A 24989-nucleotide genomic window follows, 5' to 3' on the forward strand; every position below is an offset into this window, starting at 1 on the left:
GAGAATTTTTTCAGGGAATGCTGAATGCGGCCAGAATCCGCTGAATGTGCTGCGGCCGGCCGCTTCCCGAACCAGGACAACGCCTTCGACGCCGCTTTCGACCGCATTCGCGAGGCCATCGACCAGCGTGTTCGCGGCGCCTCCTGAGAAGGCGCTCGCCTGAAAAGCAAAAAAGCCGGACGTCGAAACGACATCCGGCTTCTTCAGGCCGCCCGACTGGCGAGCGGCTCGGCAACTTCAGTGCGGCTTACTGGCCGAAGAAGACCGATTGCGGGCCCGTGGCCTTCGCGTGGCTGCCCGACTGCGAAGCCGAACCGGCGACGCCGCCGTATGCCGTTTGGGCGCCTTGTTCCTGGACGCGCTCGGCGGCCACGGTCTGAACGCTCTGGCCACGCTGCGAAGCCGGCGCGCCAACGTCCGGGCGATAGAACGGTGCCGGACCATAGCCGCTGGCGAACGCCGGAGCGGCAACAGAAGCGGTAGCTGCGACCAGCAGCGCTGCGATGAGTTTGGTCTTCATGGTGGACTCCAATATCAGGTTCAATTGCGGATCGGGAAGGCGCCGCGCCTGGGAGGTCAGTGCCCACGAGCTGCGTCAACGAAACTCAGTGTATACACCTACTATCAGAAAATAATCGCGATAATCCGAATTTACTATTCTCCATTCCACAACAATCGCGTCAGGCAATTCTGACAAGGCTGAGCGACGAACAGACCCTAAAAACACGCTCAAAAAAATTTGCGCGACGCAGCAAATTGCTTGGGAATTACATAATTGAAGTAGGGTTTTTCGGCCGAAAATGGCCATCAGGCGCGCTTCCTGCATGGGCATTTGGCAAATTGGCGCAGTGCGCAAAGGGTACGAAGAGCCGCGCCCGTATGCGTTAAAATGCAAGGTTGATCCACGCCAGCCGTTACTCACCGGTTTCCAATCGCCATGTCCGCCAACCGTCAAGCCAGCCCCCGCCGCGTGTCCGTCGCGCCGATGATGGACTGGACCGATCGCCACTGCCGCTCGCTGCATCGCTTCATCTCCAGGCACGCGTGGCTGTATACGGAGATGGTGACGACGGGCGCCCTTCTCCACGGCGACGTGCCGCGCCATCTCGCGTTCACGCCGGCTGAAGCGCCGGTCGCGCTCCAGCTGGGCGGCAGCGAACCCGACGACCTCGCGCGCGCCGCGAAGCTCGGCGAACAGTGGGGTTACGACGAAATCAACCTGAACTGCGGCTGCCCGTCCGAGCGCGTGCAGCGCGGCGCATTCGGCGCGTGCCTGATGAACGAACCGCGACTCGTGGCGGACTGCGTGAAGGCGATGCGCGACGTCGTCTCCGTGCCCGTGACGGTCAAGCACCGCATTGGCGTGGATGCGGTCGAGGACTATGCGTTCGTGCGCGACTTTGTCGGTACGATTGCCGAAGCGGGCTGCGACGTTTTCATCGTCCACGCGCGCAACGCGATTCTGAAGGGCTTGAGCCCGAAGGAAAATCGCGAGATCCCGCCGCTCAAGTACGACTACGCGTACCGGCTCAAGCGCGACTTCCCGCAGCTCGAAATCATCATCAACGGCGGCATCAAAACGCTCGACGAAGTCGAGCAGCACTTACAGCATGTCGATGGCGTGATGCTCGGCCGCGAGGCTTATCACAACCCCTATGTGCTCGCCGACGTCGATGCGCGCTTCTATGGCGCAACCGAAGCCGCGCTCACGCGCGAGGAAGTGGAAGCGAAGCTCATCGAGTACTGCGCAAGCGAGATCGCGCGCGGCACTTACCTCGGCTCGATCGTGCGCCATGCGCTGGGTCTCTATCGCGGCGTGGCCGGCGCGCGCGGATGGCGCCGCATCCTCTCGGACAACCGCAAGCTCGCGAAGGCAGATCTCGCGATCTTCGACGAGGCGCGAGAATATTTGCGCGTTGCGGATGAAATTCTTGAATAAAGGGCTAGGCAAGTCTGCTTTGGTGTGTATATAATCTTGCTTCTTGATTGACGCCGCTTCCAAAGCAGCGCTGATTGAGAAAAAACAGCGGTGGCTGTAGCTCAGTTGGTAGAGTCCAGGATTGTGATTCCTGTTGTCGTGGGTTCGAGTCCCATCAGCCACCCCAAAGAATTCAAGCACTTATAAGTGCTCGCAGCGCAGAAACTGAATTTTTGGAAGATGTCATTCCAGATTCTGGAAGATGCGATGCAAAATGAAGCCCGCTTTATGCGGGCTTTTTTGCATTTGCGCTTGTGAATTCGAGCTCGCAAATCGCGGGGAAGAAAATGAAAAACGGGTAAAGCCGACTTTCGATTGGCTGATGACGCCGGTTCTTTGGATGAGGCGCGCCAAGCCCCTCTTTCCGCCACCCGCAGCATAAGGCTTTGAGCGATTGAGTCTGGCACAGTGCTGCCCCAACCCGTAGTCGAGCAGCACGACGACCATCGCTTAGGGAGCGCAGCCTACGCTAGCGCGAATGACAAGGAAGTCTCTATGCGCGGCGACTTCCTCAGCAATCAGAGCGCGTATTAAATCGTCGTCTGGCAATTCAAGGATCAGGCGCGGGAGTTCTCTGGCAACCTTTTCGCGAGCGATAACCCACGCCTCGTGGGCGGCTCCCACCTTATCCCTTGTATCCATTGTCTGTCCCCGGCGATTGGCAAAGTTTCTTCTGACTATCCGGCCGACATCGCTTGTCGTGCCTGCTTTTCGAGTGAAATCCGCAAGGAGTTAACCACAGACCGGCAACAAAACCGCACCCGAAACCTAGAGGCAGCGTTCAATTCATCCTCGGATCCCTATGGCGCCCACCACTGGAGGCCTTGGTGCACGTCGAGCACATCGTAACGGCCACGCGGGTTAATGAATGCTCCTTCCCACGAAGCGATCGCCGACGACTTTCATGCCCGCTTGACGTGCTGATCGAGGAATGGCCGTGGCGCTTCCGTGGGTCGGCACGCCGGTCTGGCACCTGCACGAATCACTCAGCCGCCTGGAACGTCTAGCCCTGGCGTGACCGAGCGTCTGCCTTGGCAGCCCCGGAGAATACGCCGCAGTCGGCACGGACCTGTGGCATCGGCGCATGGCCGAGGTGGTGGGCGTCGTATGCGATCGCAGCGGACGCCCCGTCTGCAAGCTCCACGACCTGCGCACGCTCAACCCAAACGTGTTCACGCGCTTCCCGTTCACCAGCGCCGACAGCACGAACGTCGGCCAGAACGTCGGCATCGACAGCAAAAGGCGCAGCCCATACTGGCCGCCCACGAAAGAGGCGTGCGCCTGTCACGCCGCTCCCGTGGCCCCCTGCTGCGACCCAGCGAGCGAACAGGTTTGGAAACCGCCGTGGGCTTATCCACAGATGCGGTCGCACGGTTGTCCACAGAAACGGTGGACAAACCTGTGCAAAGGGCTAGCGACGCGGAGCGCGCTAGAGGCAGCCAATGAGCGCGACGCGCCTAGCCCATCAAGATTTCATCGACCTTCGCGCGCCCCCAAGCGAACCCGGCGCTTTCCGCATCGTCCCGAGTCCTGTGGCCCGTCTCCAGGTCTTGCGTCGAAGCAATGTCGCGTTCTGTGCCCCTGCTCACTTTCGCGCGCCAAACCCACATTTCATTGGGGCACTCAATGGTTTCCGAATGAAGGTCATAACCACGGTAGTCGGCAAAGCGCATGTTCCAACCCATCAGCAGTCTCCTTTCAAATTGAAAGGAAATAGTAGCATGGCCGACGCTCTCGTTCCGCGACGTGAAGCCGGGACTCAGCACCGACACCACAGCAACGAAATATGACAATGGGCCGAACCTCCAGGCATTCGCCTAAAACCGCGGGCAAAAGCGAGCCAAGCGGATTCGAAATCCGTCCTTGCGGTGGCTGGCGCGAGATAAGCAAACCTTGGATTAGGCTTCCACGGCAGCTAAGCTTCACCTCGTCTGACGAAATGTCGACTTGTCTCGCACAGAAAGAGACAAAGCTGGTCAACCCATTGGCGGAGCGCTCAGCGCCAAGCCGAACTTCGCGACTCGCCTTGCAGCGGCACCTCGGCTTTCAGACTTTCATCCGGTTGTGCGGTCCGCCAACGAGTCTGTTCATTCTCTCGTGGAGGCACCATGCACCGCCGTGAACTTTTGGCTCTGGTAGCCGCGGGGGCGCTCGTTGAGGGGGGAACCCGCCACGCGCAGGCGAGCCAGGCTAAATACACCAATGAAATCGCACTGCCCAAGCCCACCTTCGCGGGCACCGTTTCCCTGGAAGAAGCCATTTCGCGACGCAGATCCGTGCGCATCTTCGGCACAGACCCGTTGCCAGTCGAGACGGTCGGCCAGTTGCTGTGGGCCGGACAGGGCATCACCAGCCCAGACGGCAAGCGTGCGTCTCCTTCGGCAGGCGCTTTGTACGCGCTTGAGCTCTACGCGGTGAGCGCCACTGAGGTCATGCACTACCTGCCACAGGGCCACCGGGCCGAGACGCGCACCACGCCCGACCTGCGACCCAAGTTGAAAGCCGTTGCACTCGGGCAAGCGTCTGTCGGGGCAGCGCCGCTCGTCATCGCGGTGGCCGCCGACCCCAGTCGGCTTTCCCAGCGGTATGGCGCCCGGGACCTTCCCTACTCCCGGCAAGAGGCCGCGCATGCCGTCCAGAACATGCTGCTTCAGGCCGCCGTCCTTAAGCTTGCCGCCGTGCCCGTTGGGTCCGTCGACGGGTACAACGCCGCGCAAGCGCTTGCCCTGCCTGCTGGCCAGACTGTCGTCTATCTCATCCCGGTAGGCCCTCCCGCCTGAACACAGCGAAAGACGCCAGTACAACGAGGCGTCATGCTGAGCTGCGCATCGGACAGCTTCCGCAGCTTTTCTCGAAGCTGTAGCGCTGGCGCTACATCTACGATGCCGGCTAAAATGCATCGGAATTTCGGAACACGTCGCTGCAAACGCGCGCCAGTGTTGGGTCGACAAAGTGCGATATATTCCGAAATTGAAATCCTAGGGCTTGGATTTTTAACCTGAATTGGCTGTTCGGCGACTCGATTCTGAATCCTGTTGTCGTGGGTTCGAGTCCCATCAGCCCCCCAAAGAATTCAGCAGTGAACAAATGAGCCCGCACTGGTTGCGGGCTTTTTTGCGTCTGTGCACGAGAGACACCCGGGAACGCCCTTGAGCTTCGAGGAATATTACAGGCGGCTGCAGCTGCCGGAGACTGCGTCGCCGGCGGAGATCAAGCGCGCGTACCGTCATTTGCGCGCGAAGTACCACCCCGACCGCAACAAGGGACGCGAGGCGACGGTCGAGCCGGTGTTCAAGCTCATTCAGGAAGCCTTCGAGATTCTGAGCGGCAGGCGCGTCGCGCCAACAGACAGGACAACTGGTGCCGCAAACCCGGCCAGCAAAACCCGCACCGGAGAAGCATCGCCGCGACACCGCCGTGCGACGCCGCCCATGCGCGGCGCGAACTGTCTCGTCGAGCTATTCGTGCCGCTCGAAGTCGCACTCGACGGCGGCGGCGTTCAAGCCCACTACCCTGTCAAAGGTCCCTGTCCGGCGTGTGAGCAGGAAGATCGCGGCGCGCTTTGCGAGCAGTGTCACGGCACAGGCGTGAAAACGTGGCGCAAGTCGCAAGCTGTCGAGATTCCTCGCGGAGCATGGGACGGTCAGCGTCTGGTGGTGCCAGGCGGCGGCCATCCCGGCGTGAATGGCGGGCCGCCCGGCGACGCCACGTTTTCCGTTTCCATCGTTTGCGCCCCGGGCTTCACGCGCAACGGGCTCGACCTTGCCTGCGACCTGCAGATCGACTTCGTGAGTGCCATGCTGGGCGGCGGCCTCCAGGCGAAGGTCCTCGGCCGCACGTTCGAGGTGAAGATTCCAGCGAACGCAAATGCGCGCACGGCAATCCGTCTGCCCGGCCAGGGGCTCGCGGACCGCAACGGCACGCGCGGCATCCTCACGCTGCACCTCGTGCTCACCGTGCCGGCCGCCGCAGCACATCTGAGCGGCGCCGAGCGCCAGCAACTCCGCGACATGTTCGCCGCTGCCGAGCGCCGGGCCAGCCAGTCGCCTGCCTCGGGCTCGCAAGGCAAACGCTAGCCAGCTTGCGCGCCGCGCGCATCGATCCACGCGCGCGCGGCGTCGAAGCCCGCCTGGGCCGCCGCGTGCTCAGTGGACCAGAGTCGCGTGATATGCACGAGCTGCCAGTCCTCTACAACGGTATCGTCCTTCAGCACGCGAAAGTGCGCCTTCACACCCGTGAGCACCTGCTCGACCGCGACTTCGATGTCGTAGTCCTTGTAGCGCTCCTGGTAGTCGCCCATGTCGTTGCCCTTCGGCTCCATGATCGCCTCTCCGTCTTCTGGTGACGGTTCATGCTAGCACTTCGCCCCTGTGCGGCTCGCAGGCGGGCCCGACGCGCGATCCGTTTCACAGGCGCGCGATCGACACCTCCGTGGACTTCACCAGCGCGACCACTTCCGATCCTACTTTCAACTCGAGTTCGTCGATCGAGCGCGTGGTAATCACCGAAGTCACGATGCCGAACGCCGTGTCGACATCGACTTCCGAAACGACGGGCCCGCGAATGATCTCCTTGATCTTGCCGCGAAACTGGTTGCGCACGTTGATGGCGGTAATGCTCATAAGTTAGGCTCCGGGAGTTCGAGTATAAAAAGAGGAATCCTGATAAACGATTCAAGCCGCCGCGCCCGAAGGCCGCCCGGTGGCTGGCTGCGCGCCGTGGCCGAGCACGCGCTGCAGAACGCTCTCCTCGAGCGCAGCGAAGCGCGCGTCCACTCGCGCACGCGGGCGTTCGAGCGGCACGGTCTGATCGAGCGCGATACGCCCCGCCTCGACGAGCAGAATGCGGTCGCCCAGCGCGACGGCTTCGTGCACGTCATGCGTCACCAGCAGCGCGGTGAAGCGGTGCTCGCGCCACAAGCGCTCGATCAATGCATGCATCTCGATACGCGTGAGCGCGTCGAGCGCACCGAGCGGCTCGTCTAGCAGCAACAGGCTCGGACGATGCACCAGCGCGCGGGCAAGCGCCACGCGCTGCCGCTGGCCGCCCGAGAGTCGCGCGGGCCACTCGTCGGCGCGCGCAAGCAGGCCCACCTCGTCGAGCACAGCGCGGGCGTCGTCGCGCGCACTTCGCCCGAGGCCGAGCATCACGTTCTGCAACACGGTTTTCCACGGCAGCAGGCGTGCGTCCTGGAACATGATGCGCGTGTCGAGCGGCGCGCCACCCGCGCCGCGCCGTTGCACCTCGCCCTCGTCCGGCGCTTCGAGACCTGCGATCAGACGCAGCAGCGTGGACTTGCCGCAACCGCTGCGTCCGACGATGGAAACAAAGCTGCCGCGCTCGATCGAAAGGTCAAAGCCGCTCAGCACGGTGCGCTCGCCGTAGCGTTTTCCCACGCCGCGCAGTGCAACTGCGGCGTCCGCTCCCTGCGTATTCGTGCGCAATGCCACGCCTTCGCGGGCGACCTGCGCACGGCCGTTGCGTTCGCGCGCCGGCTCGCGTTCAAAGCCGTCCCGCCCTGCACCGTAGTTCGATGCCAACTGGCTCACGCTCATGCTTCGTTCTCCTGTTGATAGGCGGGATGCCACCGCAGCGCCACGCGCTCGAGCCACTTCGCCAGCCAATCAGCGAGTTTGCCGAGCGCCGCGTATAGCAGGATGCCGACCACCACTACGTCGGTTTGCAGGAATTCGCGCGCATTCATCGTCATGTATCCGATGCCCGATTGCGCGGAGATCGTTTCGGCCACGATCAGCGTTACCCACATCAAGCCGAGCGCGAAGCGCACGCCAACAAGAATCGACGGCAACGCCCCCGGCAATATCACTTCGCGATAGAGCGCGAAACCCTTGAGCCCGTAGCTGCGCGCCATCTCGACGAGATTGGCGTCTACCGAGCGGATGCCGTGGAACGTATTCACGTACACCGGGAAGAACACGCCCAGCGCCACGAGAAAGACCTTTGCTTCCTCGCCAATGCCGAACCACAAGATCACGAGCGGAATCATGGCGAGCGCCGGAATATTGCGGACCATCTGCACGGTCGAGTCGAGCGCGGTTTCAACGGGCTTGAAAAGTCCCGTAGCCAGTCCAAGCACGAGCCCGATGCCGCCACCGATCGCGAACCCCGAAAGCGCGCGCCAGGTGCTCACGCGCACGTCGGCCCACATCTCGCCCGACTCGATCAGCGACCAGGCGGCCCGCAGCACGGCGAGCGGTTCGGGCAGCACACGCGTCGAGAGCGCGCCGCTTTTGGCGGCGACCTCCCAGATCACCAGCACCGCCAGCGGCACGAGCCAAGGCGCGATCCGCCGCCGGCTCGCCGGCACAAATGCCCGCATACCGCGCAGTGCGCCGCCGGGGCTTGCGGGACCGCGGGTGGGCGCGGCCGTTACTACGGATTGCGTCATCGTTGCATTCTCCACGATTGCTGCGTTTGTCCAGTGCCTCAGCTCTGGCTCACCTTCGGCAGATAGTGATTGCCGACCACTTCGCCGAACGGCCCCGAAAGCGGGCCGCCCGCGCCCTTCGCCGCGTGCCCCGGCAGCAGCGGGAATACAAGCTCCGCAAAACGATAGGATTCCTCCAGATGCGGATAGCCGGACAAAATGAAGGTCTCGATGCCAAGCGCCGCATATTCCTTCATGAGCGCCGCCACCTGTTCAGGATTGCCGACGAGCGCCGTGCCCGCGCCACCACGCACGAGACCCACACCCGCCCACAGGTTCGGATACACCTCGAGGTCCTTGCGCGTGCCGCGCTTGCCGCCGTGCAGCGCAGCCATGCGGCGCTGCCCTTCCGAGTCCATCTTCGCAAACGCAGCCTGAGCGCGCGCAACCGTCTCGTCGTCGAGGTGGCTGATGAGCTTGTCGGCTGCGGCCCACGCTTCCTCTTCGGTCTCGCGCACGATCACATGCAGGCGGATGCCGAAGCGGATCGTGCGCCCATGCTCGGCCGCGCGCGCACGAATGTCGGCGATCTTGCGCGCGACGGCTTCGGGCGGCTCGCCCCACGTCAGATACGTGTCGATGTGCGCGCCCGCCATGGCGTGCGCAGCCGGCGAAGAGCCGCCGAACCACAGCGGCGGATGCGGATGCTGCACCGGCGGGTACAGGACCTTGCCGCCGACCGAGCGCAGATGCTGCCCTTCGAAGTCGATCGCCTCGTTCGTGTGCGATGCCGCGAGCAGCTGGCGCCAGATATGCAGGAACTCGTCGGTAATTTCGTAGCGGGTGTCGTGATCGACGAAAAGGCCATCGCCTTCCAGTTCGGCCGTGTCGCCGCCCGTCACGACATTGATGAGCAGACGGCCATTGGAGAGCCGGTCGAACGTGGCGGCCATGCGCGCGGAAAGCGCCGGCGACGAAAGACCCGGGCGGATCGCCACGAGAAACTTCAGGCGCCGCGTCGCGGCGATGAGGCTCGACGCCACGACCCATGCGTCCTCGCACGAGCGCCCCGTGGGCAGCAGGACGCCCTCGTAGCCGAGCGTATCGGCGGCCACGGCGATCTGCTGGAAGTACGCGAGATCGGCCGCGCGCGCGCCCTGGGTCGTGCCCAGATAGCGGCTGTCGCCGTGGGTCGGAATGAACCAGAAAACATTCATGCGTGGCTCCTGCCAGGAATTTCGAAACATGGCGCGCAACATGCTGCAGACGCGCGCGGGCGCGCCGCGCAAACGAATGCGCCGCTCATGGCTCAATTGAAAGGATTCGACAGCTGACGGATTGCGCCGGCGCGTTCGCGGTACGCCACGCGCGGCGCCCGGCGACGGCGGCGCCGTCTTCATGGGGAACCAGTCTAGGGACGGCCCTCGCCCTTTAGAACGATTTTTTTGAGCTTAGGTTTTCCACTTTCGTGCTTTGCCCGACGCTTTAGCATACGGCGCGCCTCGCGCGCACCGCGCGCCGATATAATGGCGCACGCACCCACAAAAACACCGGCACGCTGCGCGCGAGAACGCTCCATCAGGCTCATTGCGCGGTGAGGCCAAGCAAGCTCTCGCACGATTTCATGCAAAAACTGATTCTGCCGTTCGTCTCCGGCTTTCTGGCGTCGCTCTTCTTTCGCGAGGCGACGCTCGCGCTCCTGCATGCCGCGCAGGTTACCAACGCGGCCGGATTTTCGACGGACCCGTTCCTGCCGCTCGGGCTGCCCGAGTTCCTCGTGAACGCGATCTGGAGCGCCGTCTGGGCCATTCTGATGGCGTGGCTGCTGCGCGTGTCGCCTGCGCGGCCCGCGCCGTGGGTTCAGGCGTTCGTGTTCGGCGGCATCGTGCTCACCGCGGCAATGGTGTTCGTCGTCGATCCGCTGCGCGGCATCTGGCCGAGCGGCAACATGCTGCCGCGGCTGGCCACGGGCTTCGCCTCGAATGCGATGTGGGGCTGGGGCGCGCTCGTTTTCATGCGCGCGTTCATGAGCGAAACTGCCGAAGACTGACCCCGCCTGCGGGCCGTGCACGATGCGCGGCCCGTGTTTGACCGCCGCGCTTTTCCCTCCCGCTTTCCTCCCCTGCTCCCGCGCCAGCCAGCTCAACCCATCAGTTCGCGCAGCGGATGGTCCCCCGGACTCCAGGGACTCTCGAACATCCGCTCGACGTCTTCGCGGCGCACATCCTCGATATTCGCAAAGCGCCACTGCGGATGATTGTCCTTGTCGATAATGCGTGCGCGTATGCCCTCCATGACGTCGCCGATCGCGAAGCTCGAGCGCGTGAGATCGAGGTCGCGGCGCAGGCAGTCGGCCATCGTGCCTTCCGCGCGCGACACGACTTCTAGCGACACCGCCATTGAAAGCGGCGAGCGCTCGCGCAGCACCTCCACCATCTGCCCTGCCCATTCGGCTTGCGCACCTTCGCCCGTGCGCTGCGCGGCTGCGAGCGAAGCCAGCATGGCTGGCACATCGGCAAGCGAGAAATGCCGGTCGATCCAGTCGCGAACCGCCGCCAGCGACGAACCTTCGGCGAGGCGCTGCAACTCGGCCGCGGGCAGCGCCGCCTGTCGGAAATGCGCGACCACTTCCGCGCCGCTTGCGAACGGCTCGCTCTCGACCGCATCGAGCAGCGCGGGCCACGCGGCCTCGTCGAGCGACGCGTCGGCGAGGCCCGCATAGACCCCGCTCGCCTGGTCGAGCGTCTCGCCGGTCACCGCAAGATACCGGCCAATCGCGCCAGGCGTGCGCGCAAGGAACCAGCCCATGCCGACATCGGGAAAGAGGCCAATGCGCGTCTCCGGCATCGCCATGCGCGTGCTCGACCCCACGAGCCGCAGGCCGCCCGTGCGATGCGCGCCCTGCGAGATGCCCATGCCACCGCCCATGACCACACCGTTGAGCAGCGCGATATACGGTTTCGGAAACGTGAAGATGGCGTGATTCAGGCGATATTCGTCGGAGAAAAACGTGTCGAGCGCCGCCTGATCGCCCGCGCGGTACGACTCGTACAGGAATCGAATGTCACCGCCGGCGCAGAACGCGCGCGCGTGGCGCGTGCGCACGATCACTGCGAGCACGTCCGGGTCGTCGCGCCAGCGATCGAGCGCCGCGTGCATTGTGCGGACCATGCCAGTGGTGAGCGCATTGAGCGCCTGCGGGCGTTCGAGTTCGATAAAGCCGATACGGTTCGCTACGCGTGTCACCACGTGCGCGTCGGTATCGGTTGCGGTCGGGCTTGCGTTGGCTTCGTGTGACATGGCGATTGGCAAGGCGGAACGATGAGCGGCATCTTCAGATCGCGTGAGGTGCGGTCACAGACTGCTTGAGGCTATCACGTCGCCACCCGAGGCGCTGGCGCGGTTGACGGCGTAGCCGCGGCGGCGCGCGTGCCGAACCAGGCATCGAGCGTGGCGTCGATCAACGGACCGGGTGCGGCGTGCTGAAAGCCGGCGCGTGCGAGCGTGAGCATCACCACGCCGTGCAGCGTTGCCCAAAGCGACTGCGCGAGCACGGCGCTGTCGACACGCGCCCCGCTCGCCGGTGCGAGTGCGGAGAGCGTAGCGGCAAAGAGCTGCGCGCCGCAGGCCGGCGCGGCGTCTGTGTCAGGTTCATCAACCGCAACAGGCGCGTCGTTCTGACGGCGCGCGGCCGGCTCCGCATGCGCCGGGCGCGGCTTGCGCGCCACGAAGATGAGTTCGTAAGTCTGCGGATGGTCGCAGCCATAAGCCACGTAGGCGTGTGCGAGCGCATGAAGCCGCTCGCGCGCGTCGGCGATCAGCGTGAGTGGTTCGAGCTGCGCAAGCAGTTGCGCGCAACCCTCTTGACCGAGCGCCTCGGCAATCTCATCGCGGCCCGAGAAATGCAGGTAGAGGGACGCTGGCGAATATCCGATCGCGTCGGCGATCTTGCGCATCGAGAGCGCGGCGAGGCCTTCGCGCATGACGATGCGGCGCGCAGCATCGAGAATGCGCTCGCGCCGGTCGTGCGCGCGCGCTGCTTGCCTGGCTGGCAGTTCGCGATGCTTGCGTTCGACGATTCCCATGACGACGCCTGGCGGTTGCCGTAACCGAAATGTCCTGTGACGCCCGGGCGGGCGCGCCCTGCACTACGAATCCAGGCGTCCGGGCGGAAAGTGTCCGCTCTTGAGCAGCACCGGCGTGCCATTGCTGAGTTCGAGATGGGCGCGTGCCACGGCCTCGATGCGCGGACGACCCGCGTCGAACGCCTGCATCGACGCGTCGCGGCTCGCCGGCAGCGCGCCGAAATGGTCCTCGAGCGCCTCGACGGAAATCGCGCACGGTACGCGTGTGCCGTCGACGAGTGCGGGGAAGACCACGGTCAGATTGGCGTCGCGATAGAGCGGCGCGTCGGCGGGAAAACGAATGATCATGTCCAGCCCCAATGGGGAAAACCAGCAGAAAGCACTGCCGCCGCGGGACCACGCGGTGCGCGGCGGTAACCTGCCATACTACGCGCGAGACGCGATGTCTGGCGCGAATGTGGCCGCAGCAGCGTCAGCTTTCAGTGCGCCTGCATCTTCGAGAACAGATTCAGCACGACCACGCCGGCCACGATGAGGCCGAGCCCGAGCACGGCCGGCAGATCGGGCACCTGCCGATAGAGCGCCATCGCCACCAGCGTGATGAGCACGATGCCCACGCCCGACCACACCGCGTAGACGATGCCGACGGGCAAACTGCGCAAGGTGAGCGAGAGCCCATAGAACGCGATGCCATACCCCACCACGACGATCGCCGAGGGCACGAGCCGCGTGAAACCATCCGAAGCGCGCAGTGCAGAAGTGGCGATGACTTCCGCGACGATCGCGATGACGAGCCAGGTCCAGGCTGAGAGTGCGGGAAAGCGCATCGTTTTAGACCTTCGCGAGCGCGAGTTGCGCATAGTCGACGTCGAGTTGCGCACAAAGCGCCTCGACCACCAGTTCATGATCGGCGCGCTGTGGCAGCCCCGAGACGGTGACCGAGCCGATCACGCCCGCGCCCGCGACCGTTAGCGGGAACGAGCCGCCATGCGGTGCGAAATCGGTGATGGGCAAGCCGTGCTTGTCGGCGAGCGTCGTGCCGGTTTGCTGCATGCGCAAGCCGATCGCATAGGAGCTGCGCCGAAAGTGCTCGACCACGCGCGACTTGCGGCGCACCCAGTCGGCGTTGTCGGGCGTGGCGCCGTCGAGCGCGCAGAAAAAGAGCTGCTGGCCGAACGTGCGCACGTCGATGGCGACGGGCACCGCGCGTGCACGCGCAAGTTCATGCAGATGCGAGCCGAGCTGCCAGGCGCGATCGGCGTCGAAACGGGGAAACACCAGCGCGTGCTCCTGCGCGGCTATCGATTGCAGGTCGAGGGGAATGTCCATGGAAGAAGCGTGTGAAGCGCGGTGCGCATGAAGAACCAGGGCGCAGCGTGAACGTTGCGCCGACCGAGCCCCGATTCTATCCTGACGGCCTCGCAAGCCATGGCACGTGCGCCCCGCAAACATTTTGCAAACGCGTGGAAAGGCGACCGTCATTTGTTGTTGCAACGCGGCGCGAACTGTCATATAATCTTTTCTTCGACGGACGCGGGGTGGAGCAGTCTGGCAGCTCGTCGGGCTCATAACCCGAAGGTCGTAGGTTCAAATCCTACCCCCGCAACCAGCAGAATTCGAAAGGGTTACAGGTCATCGGCCTGTAACCCTTTTTCCGTTTACCACCTTCGCAGCGCGACCTTCAAGGCGCGCACTCCAAAGCGCGATCCTCACGAGGTGGCATTCTTGCCATTTCCCTGCGAGCACATGAGCGACGATCTGAGCGGTGATAAACTCGCATCACCCATCCCCCTATCGTGCCCATGAAATTCTGCTCGACTTGCGGTCAGGCGGTCAGCCTGCTCATTCCGCCCGGCGACAATCGCGAACGCTACGTCTGCTCACACTGCGGCACCATTCACTATCAGAATCCGCGCAACGTGGTCGGCACGGTTCCGGTCTGGGAAGACAAGGTGCTGTTGTGCCGCCGCGCCATCGAACCGCGCTACGGCTACTGGACGCTGCCCGCCGGCTTCATGGAGATGGGCGAGACGACCGCCGAAGCCGCGGCGCGCGAAACGCTGGAAGAAGCCGGCGCGCGCGTCGAGGTGCAGAACCTCTTTTCACTCCTGAACGTGCCGCGCGTGCACCAGGTGCATCTGTTCTATCTCGCGCGCCTGCTCGACCTCGATATCGCAGCCGGTGAAGAAAGCCTCGAAGTGCGGCTATTCGAAGAGCACGAGATTCCCTGGGACGAGATTGCGTTCCCAACGGTCGGGCAGACGCTGCGCTGTTTCTTCGCCGATCGCCAGTCCGGCAGCTTCGGGCTGCACACCGGCGACGTCCTGCGCTCGCTGCGCGACGGCTGACTGTTCTTCCGACTGCGCCCGCGACGATGGTCCCCTGGCTTTCGCCCGACGAACCGTTTCCCGCCGTCGAGCGCGCGCTCGGCGCGTCGAGCGGCGCGCCGGGCCTGCTCGCCGCCAGCGCCGATCTGCTGCCCTCGCGCCTCATCGACGCCTACCGGCGCGGCATCTTCCCGTGGTATTCCGACGGCCAGCCGGTGCTCTGGTGGAGCCCCGACCCGCGCATGATCCTGCGTCCCGACGAGTTCAAGGTCTCGCCTTCGTTGAAGAAGACGCTCAAGCGCGTGCTGCGTGAGGACACGTGGGAAATTCGCGTCGACAACAATTTCGCAGCGGTCATGCGTGCGTGCGCGAATGCGCCGCGGCACGGCCAGCGCGGCACCTGGATCACAGGCGACGTCATCGACGCCTACTCCACCCTGCACCGCATCGGCGATGCGCACAGCATCGAAGCCTGGTTCGGCGGCGAGCGCGTGGGCGGGCTCTACGGCGTGGCGCTCGGCACGATGTTCTTCGGCGAATCGATGTTCGCCTCCGTCACCGACGCCTCGAAGATCGCGCTCGCGGCGCTCGTCGCGCATCTGCGCCGCCACGGCGTCGAATTGATCGATTGCCAGCAGAACACCGCGCATCTCGCCTCGCTCGGCGGGCGCGAAATCTCGCGCAAGGCATTCATCGCCCATGTGCGCACGCATGTGAACGCCGCGCCCATTCCGTGGAAATTCGACAAAGGCGTGCTCGCCGATCTGCTCGGCGGTCGAGGCACGCCCGACGCGTTTCTGCCCGCTGCGTGAATGGCCGGCGAGCCGCAAATGAGTGGCATATGAGCGGCGCGGGACGCCCGCGTGCGCGCTTGCTACAGCCAGCGCAATTCGATGGATACATGTTCGGCGTCAATGTTAGACTGAATAGAGAACCCGTCGCCGCGTGATCTGGCAAGGCTTACGCGCGCGCCACGCGACGATCCGAACTGCTACGAGAGCTGCCAACGTGACGCATCCAAACGAGCTGCCGCTTTCACCGCTTTCCGCGCTGCAATTCTATGCAACGGCGCCCTACCCCTGCAGTTACCTGGAGGGGCGCATCGCGCGCTCGCAGGTGGCAACGCCCAGTCATCTCATCAACTCCGACGTCTATACCGATCTCGTGAAGGCCGGCTTCCGGCGCTCGGGCGTGTTCACCTATCGCCCCTACTGCGACGGTTGCCGCGCGTGCGTGCCGGTGCGTGTGCCAGTCGAGCGCTTCACGCCGAACCGCACGCAGCGCCGCGCCTGGAAGCGCCATGACGCGCTCGTCGCCACCGTCGCGCCGCTGCACTACGACGAGTCGCACTACGCGCTCTACATGCGCTATCAGTCGGCGCGCCACGCGGGCGGCGGCATGGACCGCGACAGCCGCGACCAGTACGAGCAGTTCCTGCTGCAAAGCCGGATCAATTCACGCCTCGTCGAATTCCGCGAGCCGAACCCCGCGCACCCGGACGAGCCCGGCACGCTGTGCATGGTGAGCATGATCGACATCCTCGGCGACGGGCTCTCCTCGGTCTACACGTTCTTCGACCCCGATTCGCTCCACACGAGCTACGGCACGTACAACATCCTCTGGCAGATCGAGCAGGCCCGCAGCCTTCAGCTGCCTTACGTGTACCTCGGCTACTGGATCCGCGAGAGCCCGAAAATGGCGTACAAGGCGCGCTTCCAGCCGCTCGAAGGCCTCTTCGACGGTGCATGGGCCGCACTCACGCCCGAAGCCTGAGCCCCCGGCACATCGCCCCGGGCTCGCGTTGCCGGTAAAATAGCGGGTTCCCATTTTCCGGCGCCCGCGCCTTCTTCCCGTGTTCAGCACCCTTTATCCGTTCGTCCGCGACCAGCTCTTTCGCATGGACGCCGAAGACGCCCACCACCTCTCCCTGCGCATGATCGGCGCCGCGGGCCGCACCGGCATGGCCGGCCTGCTCGCGCCGCGCGTGCCCGATTCGCCGCGCACCGTCATGGGCCTCACCTTCCGCAATCCTGTGGGCCTCGCCGCAGGCCTCGACAAGGAAGGCGCCGCGATCGACGGTTTCGCCGCGCTCGGCTTCGGCTTCATCGAGGTGGGCACGGTCACGCCGCGCCCGCAGCCCGGCAATCCGCGTCCGCGCATTTTCCGGCTGCCGCAGGCGGGGGGCATCATCAATCGCATGGGGTTCAACAATCACGGCGTCGAGCAGTTCGTGAAGAACGTGCAGGCCGCGCGCTATCGCGGCATCCTCGGCCTGAACATCGGCAAGAACGCCGACACGCCGATCGAGCGCGCCGCCGAGGACTATCTCTTCTGCCTCGAGCGCGTCTACCCGTTCGCGAGCTACGTGACGATCAATATCTCGTCGCCGAACACGAAGAACCTGCGCCAGCTACAAGGCGGCGGCGAACTCGACGCGCTCCTCGCGGCGCTCAAGGACAAACAGCAGCGCCTGGCCGACATGCACGGCAAGCTCGTGCCGCTCGCGCTCAAGATCGCCCCCGATCTCGACGACGAGCAGGTCAAGGAAATCGCCGACACGCTCCTGCGCCACAAGATCGAAGGCGTGATCGCGACCAACACCACGCTCTCGCGCACGGCGGTGGAAGGCATGCCGAATGCGAACGAAACCGGCGGCCTCTCGGGACGCCCGGTATTCGACGCCTCGAACAACGTGATCCGCAAGCTGCGCGCCGAGCTGGGCGGCGACGTGCCGATCATCGGCGTGGGCGGCATTTTTTCGGGCGACGACGCGCGCGAGAAGATCGCAGCCGGCGCCTCGCTCGTGCAGATCTATACGGGCTTCATCTATCGCGGTCCGGCGCTCGTCGCCGAATGTGCGCGGGCGCTGGCCTCGGGCCGCGCCTGAAGCTATAGTGGCAGGCTAGTCATGGCGCATCGGAGGCGCTGTGCACTAGCACTAGAATCGCAGCAGCAGAACAAGAGGAAAACATGAAAGCCGGTTTGCTGAAAAAACTCCTTGCACTTGCAATCGTTGGCGCATCGTTCGTCGCAGCGAGCGCCCACGCCGACGACCTGCTCGATCAGGCCAAGGCGCGCGGCACGCTGCGCATCGGTCTCGAAGGCACGTTCCCCCCGTTCAATTCGAAGGCGCCGAGCGGCGAGCTGGTCGGCTATGACGTCGACATCGCCAAGGCTGTGGCCGCGAAAATGGGCCTCAAGCCCGAATTCGTCACGACCGAATGGAGCGGCATCATCGCGGGCCTGCAGGCAGGCAAGTTCGACGTGATCGTGAACCAGGTCGGCGTGACCGACCAGCGCAAGGCGGTGCTCGACTTCTCGCCGGCGTACACGTACTCAGCCGCGCAGCTCATCCAGCGCAAGGACGACACGCGCCAGTTCAAGACGCTCGAAGACCTGAAGGGCAAGAAGCTCGGCGTCGGTCTCGGCACGAACTACATGGACATGGCCAAGTCGGTGCCGGGCATCGACGTGAAGACCTATCCGGGCGCGCCCGAGTATTTGCGCGACCTCGCAGCGAACCGTCTCGACGCGGCGCTCAACGACCGCCTGATGCTCGCTTACCTGCTGAAGAACTCGCAGCTGCCGCTGCGCACGGGCGCGATCGTCGGCAACGGCAACCCGTCGGCTATCCCGTTCAAGAAGGGCAATCCGAAGTTCGCCAAGGCGATCGACGACGCGATGACGCAGCTCGAAGCCGACGGCACTTTCACGAAGATCTCGGACAAGTGGTTCGGCATCGACGTGACCAAGCCGATCACGCAATGATCCTGAGGGACGCTCAGTCCGGCTGACGCGAAGGGCGGCATCGCACGATGCCGCCCTTCGCACATGTGCGTCCATTGCAAAACGCGCCACTCCACCTCGTTACCTACGCCCATGCCCATCTATACGCTCATCATCCAGTCGCTGCCGGTGCTCGCACAGGGCGCGGTGCTGACGGTCAAGTTCGCCGTGCTTTCGATGATCTTCGGGCTCATCGGCGGCGCCGTGCTCGCACTCATGGGCATCAGCTCGAGCCGCCCGCTCGTGTTCATCGCGCGTGTGTACGTGAGCCTGATGCGCGGCACGCCGCTGCTCGTGCAGATCTTCGTCATTTACTACGGATTGCCGAGCATCGGTATTTCGCTCGACCCGACGCCCGCGGGCGTGATCGCGCTTTCCGCGAACGTGGCGGCGTATCTCTCGGAGAGCATGCGTGGCGCGATTCTCGGCATACACAGCGGGCAGTGGCTCGCGGCTTACAGCCTTGGCCTTTCGCGCACCCAGACGCTGCGCTACGTGATCGCGCCGCAGGCGCTTCGCATCGCCGTGCCGAGTCTCTCGAACAGCCTCATCAGTCTCATCAAGGACACGTCGCTCGTTTCGGTCATCACCGTGACGGAGCTGCTGCGCAGTGCGCAGGAAATCATCGCTTCGACGTATCAACCGCTGCCGCTTTATCTCGCGGCGGCCGCCATTTACTGGGTGCTCTGCCAGGTGCTCGAATGGGTGCAGCACTGGTACGAAAAACGCCTCGCGCTGCCTTCACGGCACTGATACCAGGCGCGTTTCAAACACGGCCCGCACGAGCGGGCCGTTTTGTTTTCAGGCGGCTTCCTGACGCGTCATTCGCAGGGGAAACGCAGTCCGAGCGCCGCGCGCGCGGCGTCGGCCATCGCGAGCATGCGGCGCGAAGTGTCGTGCGTCATCACCGGGCTTTCGAGCGCGCCCGCGCGCAGCAATTCGCAGAAGTGCGCAGTCTCGTAGTTGAGGCCGCCGCCCTCGAACGGCTCGTCGAGCTCGACGACGCGGCCATCCACATAACGCACCGTCGCACGCGCCGGATTCCACCAGTTCGCGTGGATCGTCACGTTGCCGAGCGGCCCCGCGAGCAGCGCGTCGCCATAGCCGTGCAGGTCGAGCCCGCAGAACAGCTGCGCAATGCCGTGCTCATGCTGGCAGTTCAGGCTCGCGAAGGTGTCCACGCCTGTCGAGCCGAGGCGCCCGACCGTCTGCACCTCACGCGGCGCGCCGAGCCAGTCGACCGCGAGAAACATCTCGTACACGCCGATATCGAGCAGCGCCCCGCCCGCTTGCTCGAATGACAGCGAAGGATGGTCGGCGGGCACACTGGCCACTGAACAGCCCGCGCGCACGAGTCCGACCGGACCGATGGGATCGGCATCGAGTTGCGCGCGCAACTTTCGATAGAGGGGGTAGAACGGCGGTTTCATCGCCTCCATGAAGAGGCGCTGCGCGCGGCGCGCCGCGTCGAGCACACGTTCGAGCTGCGCGCCGTTCACGGTGGCGGGTTTTTCGCACAGCACGGGCAGCCCCGCTTCGAGCGCGGCAATCGCGTAGTGGGCGTGAGTATCCTGCATCGTGGCGATATACACGGCGTCGATGCCGCTTGCGAAGAGCGCATCCACGCTCTCGCACGCCTTCGCGCCGCAGGTGGCGGCAAGCGCCTGAGCAGTCGTTGCGCGGCGCGACCAGACCGCTTCGACGCGCGCGTGCGCGACGTGCGCGACGCCCTGCGCGAAGCGGTGCGCAATGCGGCCCGCGCCGACGATGCCCCAACGTATCGTTTGTGTTTCGCTCATGTGCTGCGTGCTCCGGCTGTGAAGTCGAGGGCCGCCGCGCGGTGTACGTAACGTACGACACACGCGGCGCACCCAAAGACACGCACGATACCGGCCCGCGCAGCGCGCCGCAATGCGCTCGCATCAATCCGCGCGCAGCAAGCGCATTGATGTGAGCGAATCGACGCTGCCAACGGCCTTAGCGCTGCTCCAACGCCTCGGGCGCGAGCGCGCGAGTGAGTTCGTCGGCGGTGTATTCGATCATCGCGAGCGCGGCCGCTTCGGCCTCTTTCGGCGCACGCCGCTCGATTGCCTCGACGATGCGCCCATGCGCCGCTACGACATTGTTCCAGCCGCCGTCACGCGTGTTGAGAATCGGATTCACGAGCGAGAGTGCGCCGCGAATGATCGCCGCCATCTGCTGATAAAACTGATTCCCGCTCGCCGCGAGGATGCGCGTGTGCAGAAGAGCGTCGGCAGTCTGGAAATTCGGATCGTCGGTGCTCGTCTGGCGCAGGACCTCGAACGCCTCGCGAATGCCCGCAATGTCCGCCGCGCTCGCGCGCGTGGCGGCGAGTGCGCACGCCGCCGGTTCGATCAGGCCGCGAAATTCGATCACGTCGCGCAAAAACGTCTTGTCCGGTTTCGACCGGAAACGCCAGTTCACGACGTCCTCGTCGATCATGCGCCAGTCGCGCATGGGCCGGATGCGCGTGCCTATCTTCGGCCGCACGTCGAGCATGTGGCGCGCGAGCAGCATGGAGAGCGCCTCGCGCATGACCGTGCGGCTCACGTCGAACTCCTTTGACAGGATGTCCTGCGGAGGCAGCACTGCGCCGTAGCGCTCCTCGACGATGCCTGAAATCAGCCCGTCCATCACCTTGCTGACGAGCGAGCGTTCCTTGTTCCCCAGTTCCATGACCCTACCCCCCCGATGTGGACGTTATCGCCCATGTTTGCCGGATACTGCGCGGGCCCTCGTGCGTCGTCGAACTTAGGTGTTACGTTGCCATGCGTTTCGCATAATTCGCCAGCCAGGATATCTCCTGACATGATGCTTGCGCGCATGCGCATTGTTCGTATGTACGCGTGTTACGTCGGCCCTTGCGCTGCTCTTTTTGTAAGGCGATCGTATGGACCGCCCACTTACTTCAATCAACGCGCTTTCAAACTGCTTTTGAATCCGCTTCCGGATCGATCGGCATTCCCTGGCTGTGCATATGCAGCGATGCCGGCGTGCATGTTTCTTCTGCGTACGCTTTTCGCGCGCTGACCCACGTCGTGCTTTTCAACGCTGCACTCGTTCAACGTTGTATCCGCCCATACTCATCGTCAAAGCGGACGATGTCGTCTTCGCCCAGATAACCGCCCGACTGCACCTCGATGATCTCGAGCGGCGTCTTGCCGGGATTCTCCAGCCGGTGCTTCACACCGAGCGGAATGTAGGTCGATTCGTTTTCCGAAAGCAGGAAAATTTCCTCGCCGCGCGTGACACGTGCCGTGCCACGCACCACGGTCCAGTGCTCCGCGCGGTGGTGATGCATCTGCAGCGACAGCCGCCCGCCCGGCTTCACGACGATGCGCTTGACCTGGAAGCGCTCGCCCTGATCGAGCGAGTCGTAGCAGCCCCACGGCCGCTCCACACGCCGGTGATGCTGCGCAACCGCGCTGCGCTCCTGCCTGAGCTTGCCGACGATCGCCTTCACGTCCTGCACCCGATCCCTCGCCGCGACGAGGACTGCGTCGGCCGTCTCGACCACCACCACGCCGTGCACGCCCACGCAGGCAACGAGCCGTCCGTCCGAGTGTGCGAACGTGTCAGTCACGTCTTCGAACATCACACGGCCGCGCGCCACGTTGCCGCTTGCGTCCTTGTTCGATACCTGCCACACCGCGTCCCATGCGCCGACATCGGACCAGCCGGCCACGAGCGGCACGACCACGCCCGCGAGCCGCGCGTCCGCGCCGAGCGACTCCATCACCGCGTAGTCGATCGAATCGGACGGGCAGGCGGCGAGCGCCGCCGCATCGAGATGCACGGTGCCGTCGGCATCAACTGCGGCCGCCTCGAACGCCGCCGCGCATTGCGCCGCGATGGCCGGCCGGCAATGCGCGATCGCGGCGAGCCAAACCGATGCGCGCACCACGAAAATGCCGCTATTCCAGAGGTAATCGCCCGAGGCCACGTAACTCGCCGCGAGTTCGGCGCCCGGTTTTTCCACGAAACGCTCGATCACGCGCGCGCCGCTGGCGCCGAGCGCCGCCCCCGCGCCGATGTACCCGTAACCGGTTTCCGCGCGCTGCGGCGGCACGCCCAGCGTGACGATCGCGCCCCGCGCCGCGTAGCCCACCGCTTCTTCGAGCGCGGCGGCAAACGCCGCGCGATCGGCGATCAGGTGGTCGGCCGGCATGGCGATGAGCACCGGGTCGCTGTCGCACACGCCACCGGCGCCGTTGCTGGCCAGTGCCGCCTCGTGCCCGGCGCGCGCCGCCAGCGCCGCCACCGTGAGGGCCGGCGCCGTGTTGCGCGCGACCGGCTCGAGCACGACCCGCGCGGGCATACCGCTGCGGCCGAGCCGGTCGACGGTCATGAGCCGCAACTCCTCGCTGCTCACAACAACAGGCGCGGCCTTGCGGATTGCGCCGCCCGCCTGGGCGTACACGCCGTCGAGCCGCCGCACGGTGGCTTCGAGCAGCGACTCGCCGTCGAGCAGATCGATCAGCTGTTTCGGACAATGCTCGCGCGAGAGCGGCCAAAGCCGCGTGCCCGAGCCCCCGGCCAGCACCACGGGCTGAACGATGAGCGCGACTTCGGGTTCATTGGCTGCCGCGATCAAGCCGGCTGGCGTCACGAGCTGGTTCATACAGTGAGCTCCCCGTTGAAATACGTCGGGTCACGTCGACGAACGCCGCGCCTGCCTGCCGGCGGGCTCGCCCGAAGCGTCACGCGCCTCCCGGACCTCTCAGGCCTCACCCATTCATGAGACCTTTTCCGGACCCCATTGGAGCAAACCTCGGCATGCCAATCTGTACGCATACCCACACTGATCGCATGCGCCCGGCCAAGCGCGCGGCAAAGCGGCTCACACGCGAGGTTTCAACACCGAACGCTTTTTCGCCGGCTACGTCTGCGTTGCAACAGAACTGAATCAAAAACACTTGTTTTTTGGCCTGGGGCACGCGTCGCCCCGAATGCATGTTTCACGCAGGAGCCATTTTTGAATGCCCCTGTTACCGAGGTAAATAACTCAATTGAATCATCAACTTGCGGCTTTCAAAAATGCGATGCGCGGTGCCTCGATGCGCAAAGTCGCCGTACAAAACTGAAACAAAAATGCTGCGTTATGCCGCGCTGCCGCATGGCCAACACTCGCTTAGCCGCTTGAATGCGTGCTTTCGCACCAACTGGCACACACCCTGCTAAAGAGAGATCACCGCAAAGACGCGAGACGCGGACAAGCAATACCGCGCACACAAGCGCACGCGAGTGGGACCGGGCAGGACAGAGCGGGGACGCAGTAACGAGCGCAGGAAAAAACGCAGAAAGAAGTGCAGGAACAAGCAGGAACAAGCAGGAAAGAGCACGAACAAGCGGGACTATGGGGCCGGCACGACGAACGCAAAAGCCGCACGGGAAACGGCAAACAACAACGAGTTCGGCGTACGGAATCAAAAAACAGGAGGCGGCTCGCGCCGCTTCGCACGAGGACCAGTCATGTTAACCCTTCAATCCGATCTTCACGGCAACCATTTGCTGGGCGCCCTCCCGTCGCATGAATGGCAGGCTCTCGCCCCGCACCTCGAACTCGTTCATCTGCGCACCGAGCAGTTGATCTGCGATTCGGGCCAGCGCATTCATCACGTGTACTTTCCGACTACGGCGATCGTCTCGCTGCTCTCGACGATGGAAGACGGCAGTTCGGTCGAAATCGCAGCGGTCGGCCGCGAGGGCATGACGGGCGTGCCCGTGCTCACCGGCGGCGAAACGATGCCGAACCGCGTGCAGGTGCAATGCGCGGGCTTCGCTTATCGCATGAGCGCGCAAGCCCTCAAGCAGCAGTTCGCGCGCTCGGACTTCCTGCGCCGCCTCATGCTGCTCTATATGCACGCGCTGCTCACGCAGGTCGCACAGACCGCCGCGTGCAATCGTCACCATTCGCTCAACAAGCAGTTGTGCCGCTGGCTGCTGATCGAAGTGGACCGCGTGGCTTCCAACGATCTCAACGTCACGCAGCAACTGATTGCCGACATGCTCGGCGTGCGCCGCGAAGGCATTACCGAAGCGGCCGGCAAGCTGCACGACGAAGGCCTGATCCACCACAGCCGCGGTCATATCCGTGTGCTCGACCGCGAAGGTCTCGAAGCCCGCGCCTGCGAGTGCTATGGCCTCGTGCGCCGCGAATTCGACCGGCTGCTGCCGCGCCTGCACCAGGCGGAAACGGTCGAGTGAGTACGTAGTCGTCGCGCGCTCGCGGTTCGCGCCGCGAGTTCGCTTGCGAGTCGTCCCCGAACAAAGCGTGCCCTGGCGGCACGCTTTTGCGCGTCTGTTCGCTTTGCCTGCGCTTTCGCGGAACCGTTCACGCAAATTCGCAGACACCGAAAACATACAGGATACCGAATCAATAATGTCTTTCCGCTTGAGCTGGA

28 protein-coding genes and 2 tRNA genes are annotated in these 24989 nt (G+C 64.4%); 14 read left to right on the top strand and 16 right to left on the bottom strand.

Going from position 1 to position 24989, the window contains the following annotated elements; translation table 11 throughout:
- Positions 1 to 24: 24 nt before the first annotated feature.
- On the top strand, positions 25 to 147 hold the full coding sequence (locus U5A52_RS26010) for a hypothetical protein (protein ID WP_321914286.1): 123 nt from the start codon (positions 25 to 27) through the stop codon (positions 145 to 147).
- A gap of 100 nt (positions 148 to 247) precedes the next feature.
- Here U5A52_RS26010 and U5A52_RS26015 read toward each other — a convergent pair whose 3' ends face one another.
- Positions 248 to 520 (bottom strand): hypothetical protein, encoded by a 273-nt coding sequence (locus U5A52_RS26015; RefSeq protein WP_028204875.1) that lies wholly within the window; start codon positions 518 to 520, stop codon positions 248 to 250.
- Between the two features lie 417 nt (positions 521 to 937).
- On the opposite strand from U5A52_RS26015, the gene dusA reads away from it, so the two are divergent.
- Positions 938 to 1939 carry a tRNA dihydrouridine(20/20a) synthase DusA gene (dusA, locus tag U5A52_RS26020; RefSeq protein ID WP_321936729.1) on the top strand — a complete coding sequence of 334 codons (1002 nt, stop codon included), beginning with the start codon at positions 938 to 940 and terminating at the stop codon, positions 1937 to 1939.
- Positions 1940 to 2029: 90 nt separating this feature from the next.
- A tRNA-His gene (locus U5A52_RS26025) sits at positions 2030 to 2105 on the top strand.
- Between the two features lie 56 nt (positions 2106 to 2161).
- Here U5A52_RS26025 and U5A52_RS26030 read toward each other — a convergent pair.
- Together U5A52_RS26030 and U5A52_RS26035 are read right to left on the bottom strand one after the other, a co-directional pair.
- Positions 2162 to 2416, bottom strand: coding sequence for a hypothetical protein (locus tag U5A52_RS26030; RefSeq protein WP_321936730.1), 255 nt, complete (start codon positions 2414 to 2416; stop codon positions 2162 to 2164).
- A gap of 1019 nt (positions 2417 to 3435) precedes the next feature.
- The gene (locus tag U5A52_RS26035) at positions 3436 to 3771 is read right to left on the bottom strand and encodes a hypothetical protein (RefSeq protein ID WP_321914283.1); all 336 of its coding nucleotides are present in this window, start codon (positions 3769 to 3771) and stop codon (positions 3436 to 3438) included.
- 315 nt (positions 3772 to 4086) lie between these two features.
- Between U5A52_RS26035 and U5A52_RS26040 the strand changes: the two genes are divergently transcribed.
- On the top strand, positions 4087 to 4758 hold the full coding sequence (locus tag U5A52_RS26040) for a SagB/ThcOx family dehydrogenase (RefSeq protein ID WP_321936731.1): 672 nt from the start codon (positions 4087 to 4089) through the stop codon (positions 4756 to 4758).
- A gap of 369 nt (positions 4759 to 5127) precedes the next feature.
- On the top strand, positions 5128 to 6054 hold the full coding sequence (locus U5A52_RS26045) for a DnaJ C-terminal domain-containing protein (RefSeq protein WP_321936732.1): 927 nt from the start codon (positions 5128 to 5130) through the stop codon (positions 6052 to 6054).
- Here the strand turns inward: U5A52_RS26045 and U5A52_RS26050 are convergent.
- From U5A52_RS26050 to ssuD, 5 genes are all read right to left on the bottom strand, one after another.
- Complete coding sequence (locus U5A52_RS26050; RefSeq protein ID WP_321936733.1) at positions 6051 to 6299, bottom strand: DUF6566 family protein; 249 nt, start codon at positions 6297 to 6299, stop codon at positions 6051 to 6053. The genes U5A52_RS26045 and U5A52_RS26050 overlap by 4 nt on opposite strands.
- A gap of 85 nt (positions 6300 to 6384) precedes the next feature.
- The gene (locus U5A52_RS26055; protein WP_028204871.1) at positions 6385 to 6600 is read right to left on the bottom strand and encodes a TOBE domain-containing protein; all 216 of its coding nucleotides are present in this window, start codon (positions 6598 to 6600) and stop codon (positions 6385 to 6387) included.
- Positions 6601 to 6651: 51 nt separating this feature from the next.
- A complete protein-coding gene (locus U5A52_RS26060) occupies positions 6652 to 7533 on the bottom strand; it encodes an ATP-binding cassette domain-containing protein (protein ID WP_321936734.1) in 882 nt (293 codons plus the stop codon).
- Positions 7530 to 8387 (bottom strand): aliphatic sulfonate ABC transporter permease SsuC, encoded by an 858-nt coding sequence (gene ssuC, locus U5A52_RS26065; protein WP_415774056.1) that lies wholly within the window; start codon positions 8385 to 8387, stop codon positions 7530 to 7532. Before ssuC ends, U5A52_RS26060 begins: the two co-directional genes overlap by 4 nt.
- 38 nt (positions 8388 to 8425) lie before the next feature.
- Positions 8426 to 9583, bottom strand: a complete 1158-nt coding sequence (gene ssuD, locus U5A52_RS26070) for an FMNH2-dependent alkanesulfonate monooxygenase (protein ID WP_321936735.1) — start codon at positions 9581 to 9583, stop codon at positions 8426 to 8428.
- 407 nt (positions 9584 to 9990) lie between these two features.
- Here ssuD and U5A52_RS26075 point away from each other — a divergent pair, with 407 nt between their 5' ends.
- Positions 9991 to 10416, top strand: a complete 426-nt coding sequence (locus tag U5A52_RS26075; RefSeq protein WP_321936736.1) for a hypothetical protein — start codon at positions 9991 to 9993, stop codon at positions 10414 to 10416.
- A 92-nt stretch (positions 10417 to 10508) separates the two neighbouring features.
- Here the strand turns inward: U5A52_RS26075 and U5A52_RS26080 are convergent, their stop codons facing one another.
- From U5A52_RS26080 to U5A52_RS26100, 5 genes are all read right to left on the bottom strand, one after another.
- Positions 10509 to 11666 carry an enoyl-CoA hydratase/isomerase family protein gene (locus tag U5A52_RS26080; protein ID WP_321936737.1) on the bottom strand — a complete coding sequence of 386 codons (1158 nt, stop codon included), beginning with the start codon at positions 11664 to 11666 and terminating at the stop codon, positions 10509 to 10511.
- Positions 11667 to 11740: 74 nt separating this feature from the next.
- Entirely contained in the window at positions 11741 to 12451 is a 711-nt protein-coding gene (locus U5A52_RS26085; protein WP_321936738.1) for a TetR/AcrR family transcriptional regulator, read from the bottom strand.
- A 63-nt stretch (positions 12452 to 12514) separates the two neighbouring features.
- Complete coding sequence (locus tag U5A52_RS26090) at positions 12515 to 12799, bottom strand: DUF1488 domain-containing protein (RefSeq protein ID WP_321914274.1); 285 nt, start codon at positions 12797 to 12799, stop codon at positions 12515 to 12517.
- 131 nt (positions 12800 to 12930) lie between these two features.
- Complete coding sequence (locus tag U5A52_RS26095; protein ID WP_158757954.1) at positions 12931 to 13278, bottom strand: DMT family transporter; 348 nt, start codon at positions 13276 to 13278, stop codon at positions 12931 to 12933.
- A gap of 4 nt (positions 13279 to 13282) precedes the next feature.
- A complete protein-coding gene (locus tag U5A52_RS26100) occupies positions 13283 to 13780 on the bottom strand; it encodes a heme-degrading domain-containing protein (protein ID WP_321914273.1) in 498 nt (165 codons plus the stop codon).
- A 203-nt stretch (positions 13781 to 13983) separates the two neighbouring features.
- Between U5A52_RS26100 and U5A52_RS26105 the strand changes: the two genes are divergently transcribed.
- From U5A52_RS26105 to U5A52_RS26135, 7 genes are all read left to right on the top strand, one after another.
- Positions 13984 to 14060, top strand: a tRNA-Met gene (locus tag U5A52_RS26105).
- 193 nt (positions 14061 to 14253) lie between these two features.
- Positions 14254 to 14799 carry an NUDIX hydrolase gene (locus U5A52_RS26110; RefSeq protein ID WP_321914272.1) on the top strand — a complete coding sequence of 182 codons (546 nt, stop codon included), beginning with the start codon at positions 14254 to 14256 and terminating at the stop codon, positions 14797 to 14799.
- 26 nt (positions 14800 to 14825) lie between these two features.
- Positions 14826 to 15590, top strand: coding sequence for a leucyl/phenylalanyl-tRNA--protein transferase (aat, locus tag U5A52_RS26115; protein WP_321914271.1), 765 nt, complete (start codon positions 14826 to 14828; stop codon positions 15588 to 15590).
- A 196-nt stretch (positions 15591 to 15786) separates the two neighbouring features.
- Entirely contained in the window at positions 15787 to 16551 is a 765-nt protein-coding gene (locus tag U5A52_RS26120; RefSeq protein ID WP_321936739.1) for an arginyltransferase, read from the top strand.
- Between the two features lie 79 nt (positions 16552 to 16630).
- Complete coding sequence (locus U5A52_RS26125) at positions 16631 to 17665, top strand: quinone-dependent dihydroorotate dehydrogenase (RefSeq protein WP_321914269.1); 1035 nt, start codon at positions 16631 to 16633, stop codon at positions 17663 to 17665.
- A gap of 83 nt (positions 17666 to 17748) precedes the next feature.
- Positions 17749 to 18546: a transporter substrate-binding domain-containing protein gene (locus tag U5A52_RS26130; RefSeq protein ID WP_321914268.1), complete on the top strand. Its 798-nt coding sequence runs from the start codon at positions 17749 to 17751 to the stop codon at positions 18544 to 18546.
- A gap of 111 nt (positions 18547 to 18657) precedes the next feature.
- Positions 18658 to 19317: an amino acid ABC transporter permease gene (locus tag U5A52_RS26135; protein ID WP_321936740.1), complete on the top strand. Its 660-nt coding sequence runs from the start codon at positions 18658 to 18660 to the stop codon at positions 19315 to 19317.
- 68 nt (positions 19318 to 19385) lie between these two features.
- Here the strand turns inward: U5A52_RS26135 and U5A52_RS26140 are convergent, their stop codons facing one another.
- From U5A52_RS26140 to U5A52_RS26150, 3 genes are all read right to left on the bottom strand, one after another.
- Entirely contained in the window at positions 19386 to 20363 is a 978-nt protein-coding gene (locus U5A52_RS26140; protein WP_321936741.1) for a Gfo/Idh/MocA family oxidoreductase, read from the bottom strand.
- Positions 20364 to 20541: 178 nt separating this feature from the next.
- Positions 20542 to 21261 carry a FadR/GntR family transcriptional regulator gene (locus U5A52_RS26145; protein ID WP_321914266.1) on the bottom strand — a complete coding sequence of 240 codons (720 nt, stop codon included), beginning with the start codon at positions 21259 to 21261 and terminating at the stop codon, positions 20542 to 20544.
- A 385-nt stretch (positions 21262 to 21646) separates the two neighbouring features.
- Positions 21647 to 23206: a mannose-1-phosphate guanylyltransferase/mannose-6-phosphate isomerase gene (locus U5A52_RS26150; RefSeq protein ID WP_321936742.1), complete on the bottom strand. Its 1560-nt coding sequence runs from the start codon at positions 23204 to 23206 to the stop codon at positions 21647 to 21649.
- Between the two features lie 851 nt (positions 23207 to 24057).
- Between U5A52_RS26150 and U5A52_RS26155 the strand changes: the two genes are divergently transcribed.
- Positions 24058 to 24792 (top strand): Crp/Fnr family transcriptional regulator, encoded by a 735-nt coding sequence (locus U5A52_RS26155; RefSeq protein WP_321914264.1) that lies wholly within the window; start codon positions 24058 to 24060, stop codon positions 24790 to 24792.
- Positions 24793 to 24989 lie beyond the last annotated feature (197 nt).

Source organism: Paraburkholderia sp. J8-2 (assembly GCF_905220195.1).
In the GTDB taxonomy this organism is placed as follows: domain Bacteria; phylum Pseudomonadota; class Gammaproteobacteria; order Burkholderiales; family Burkholderiaceae; genus Paraburkholderia.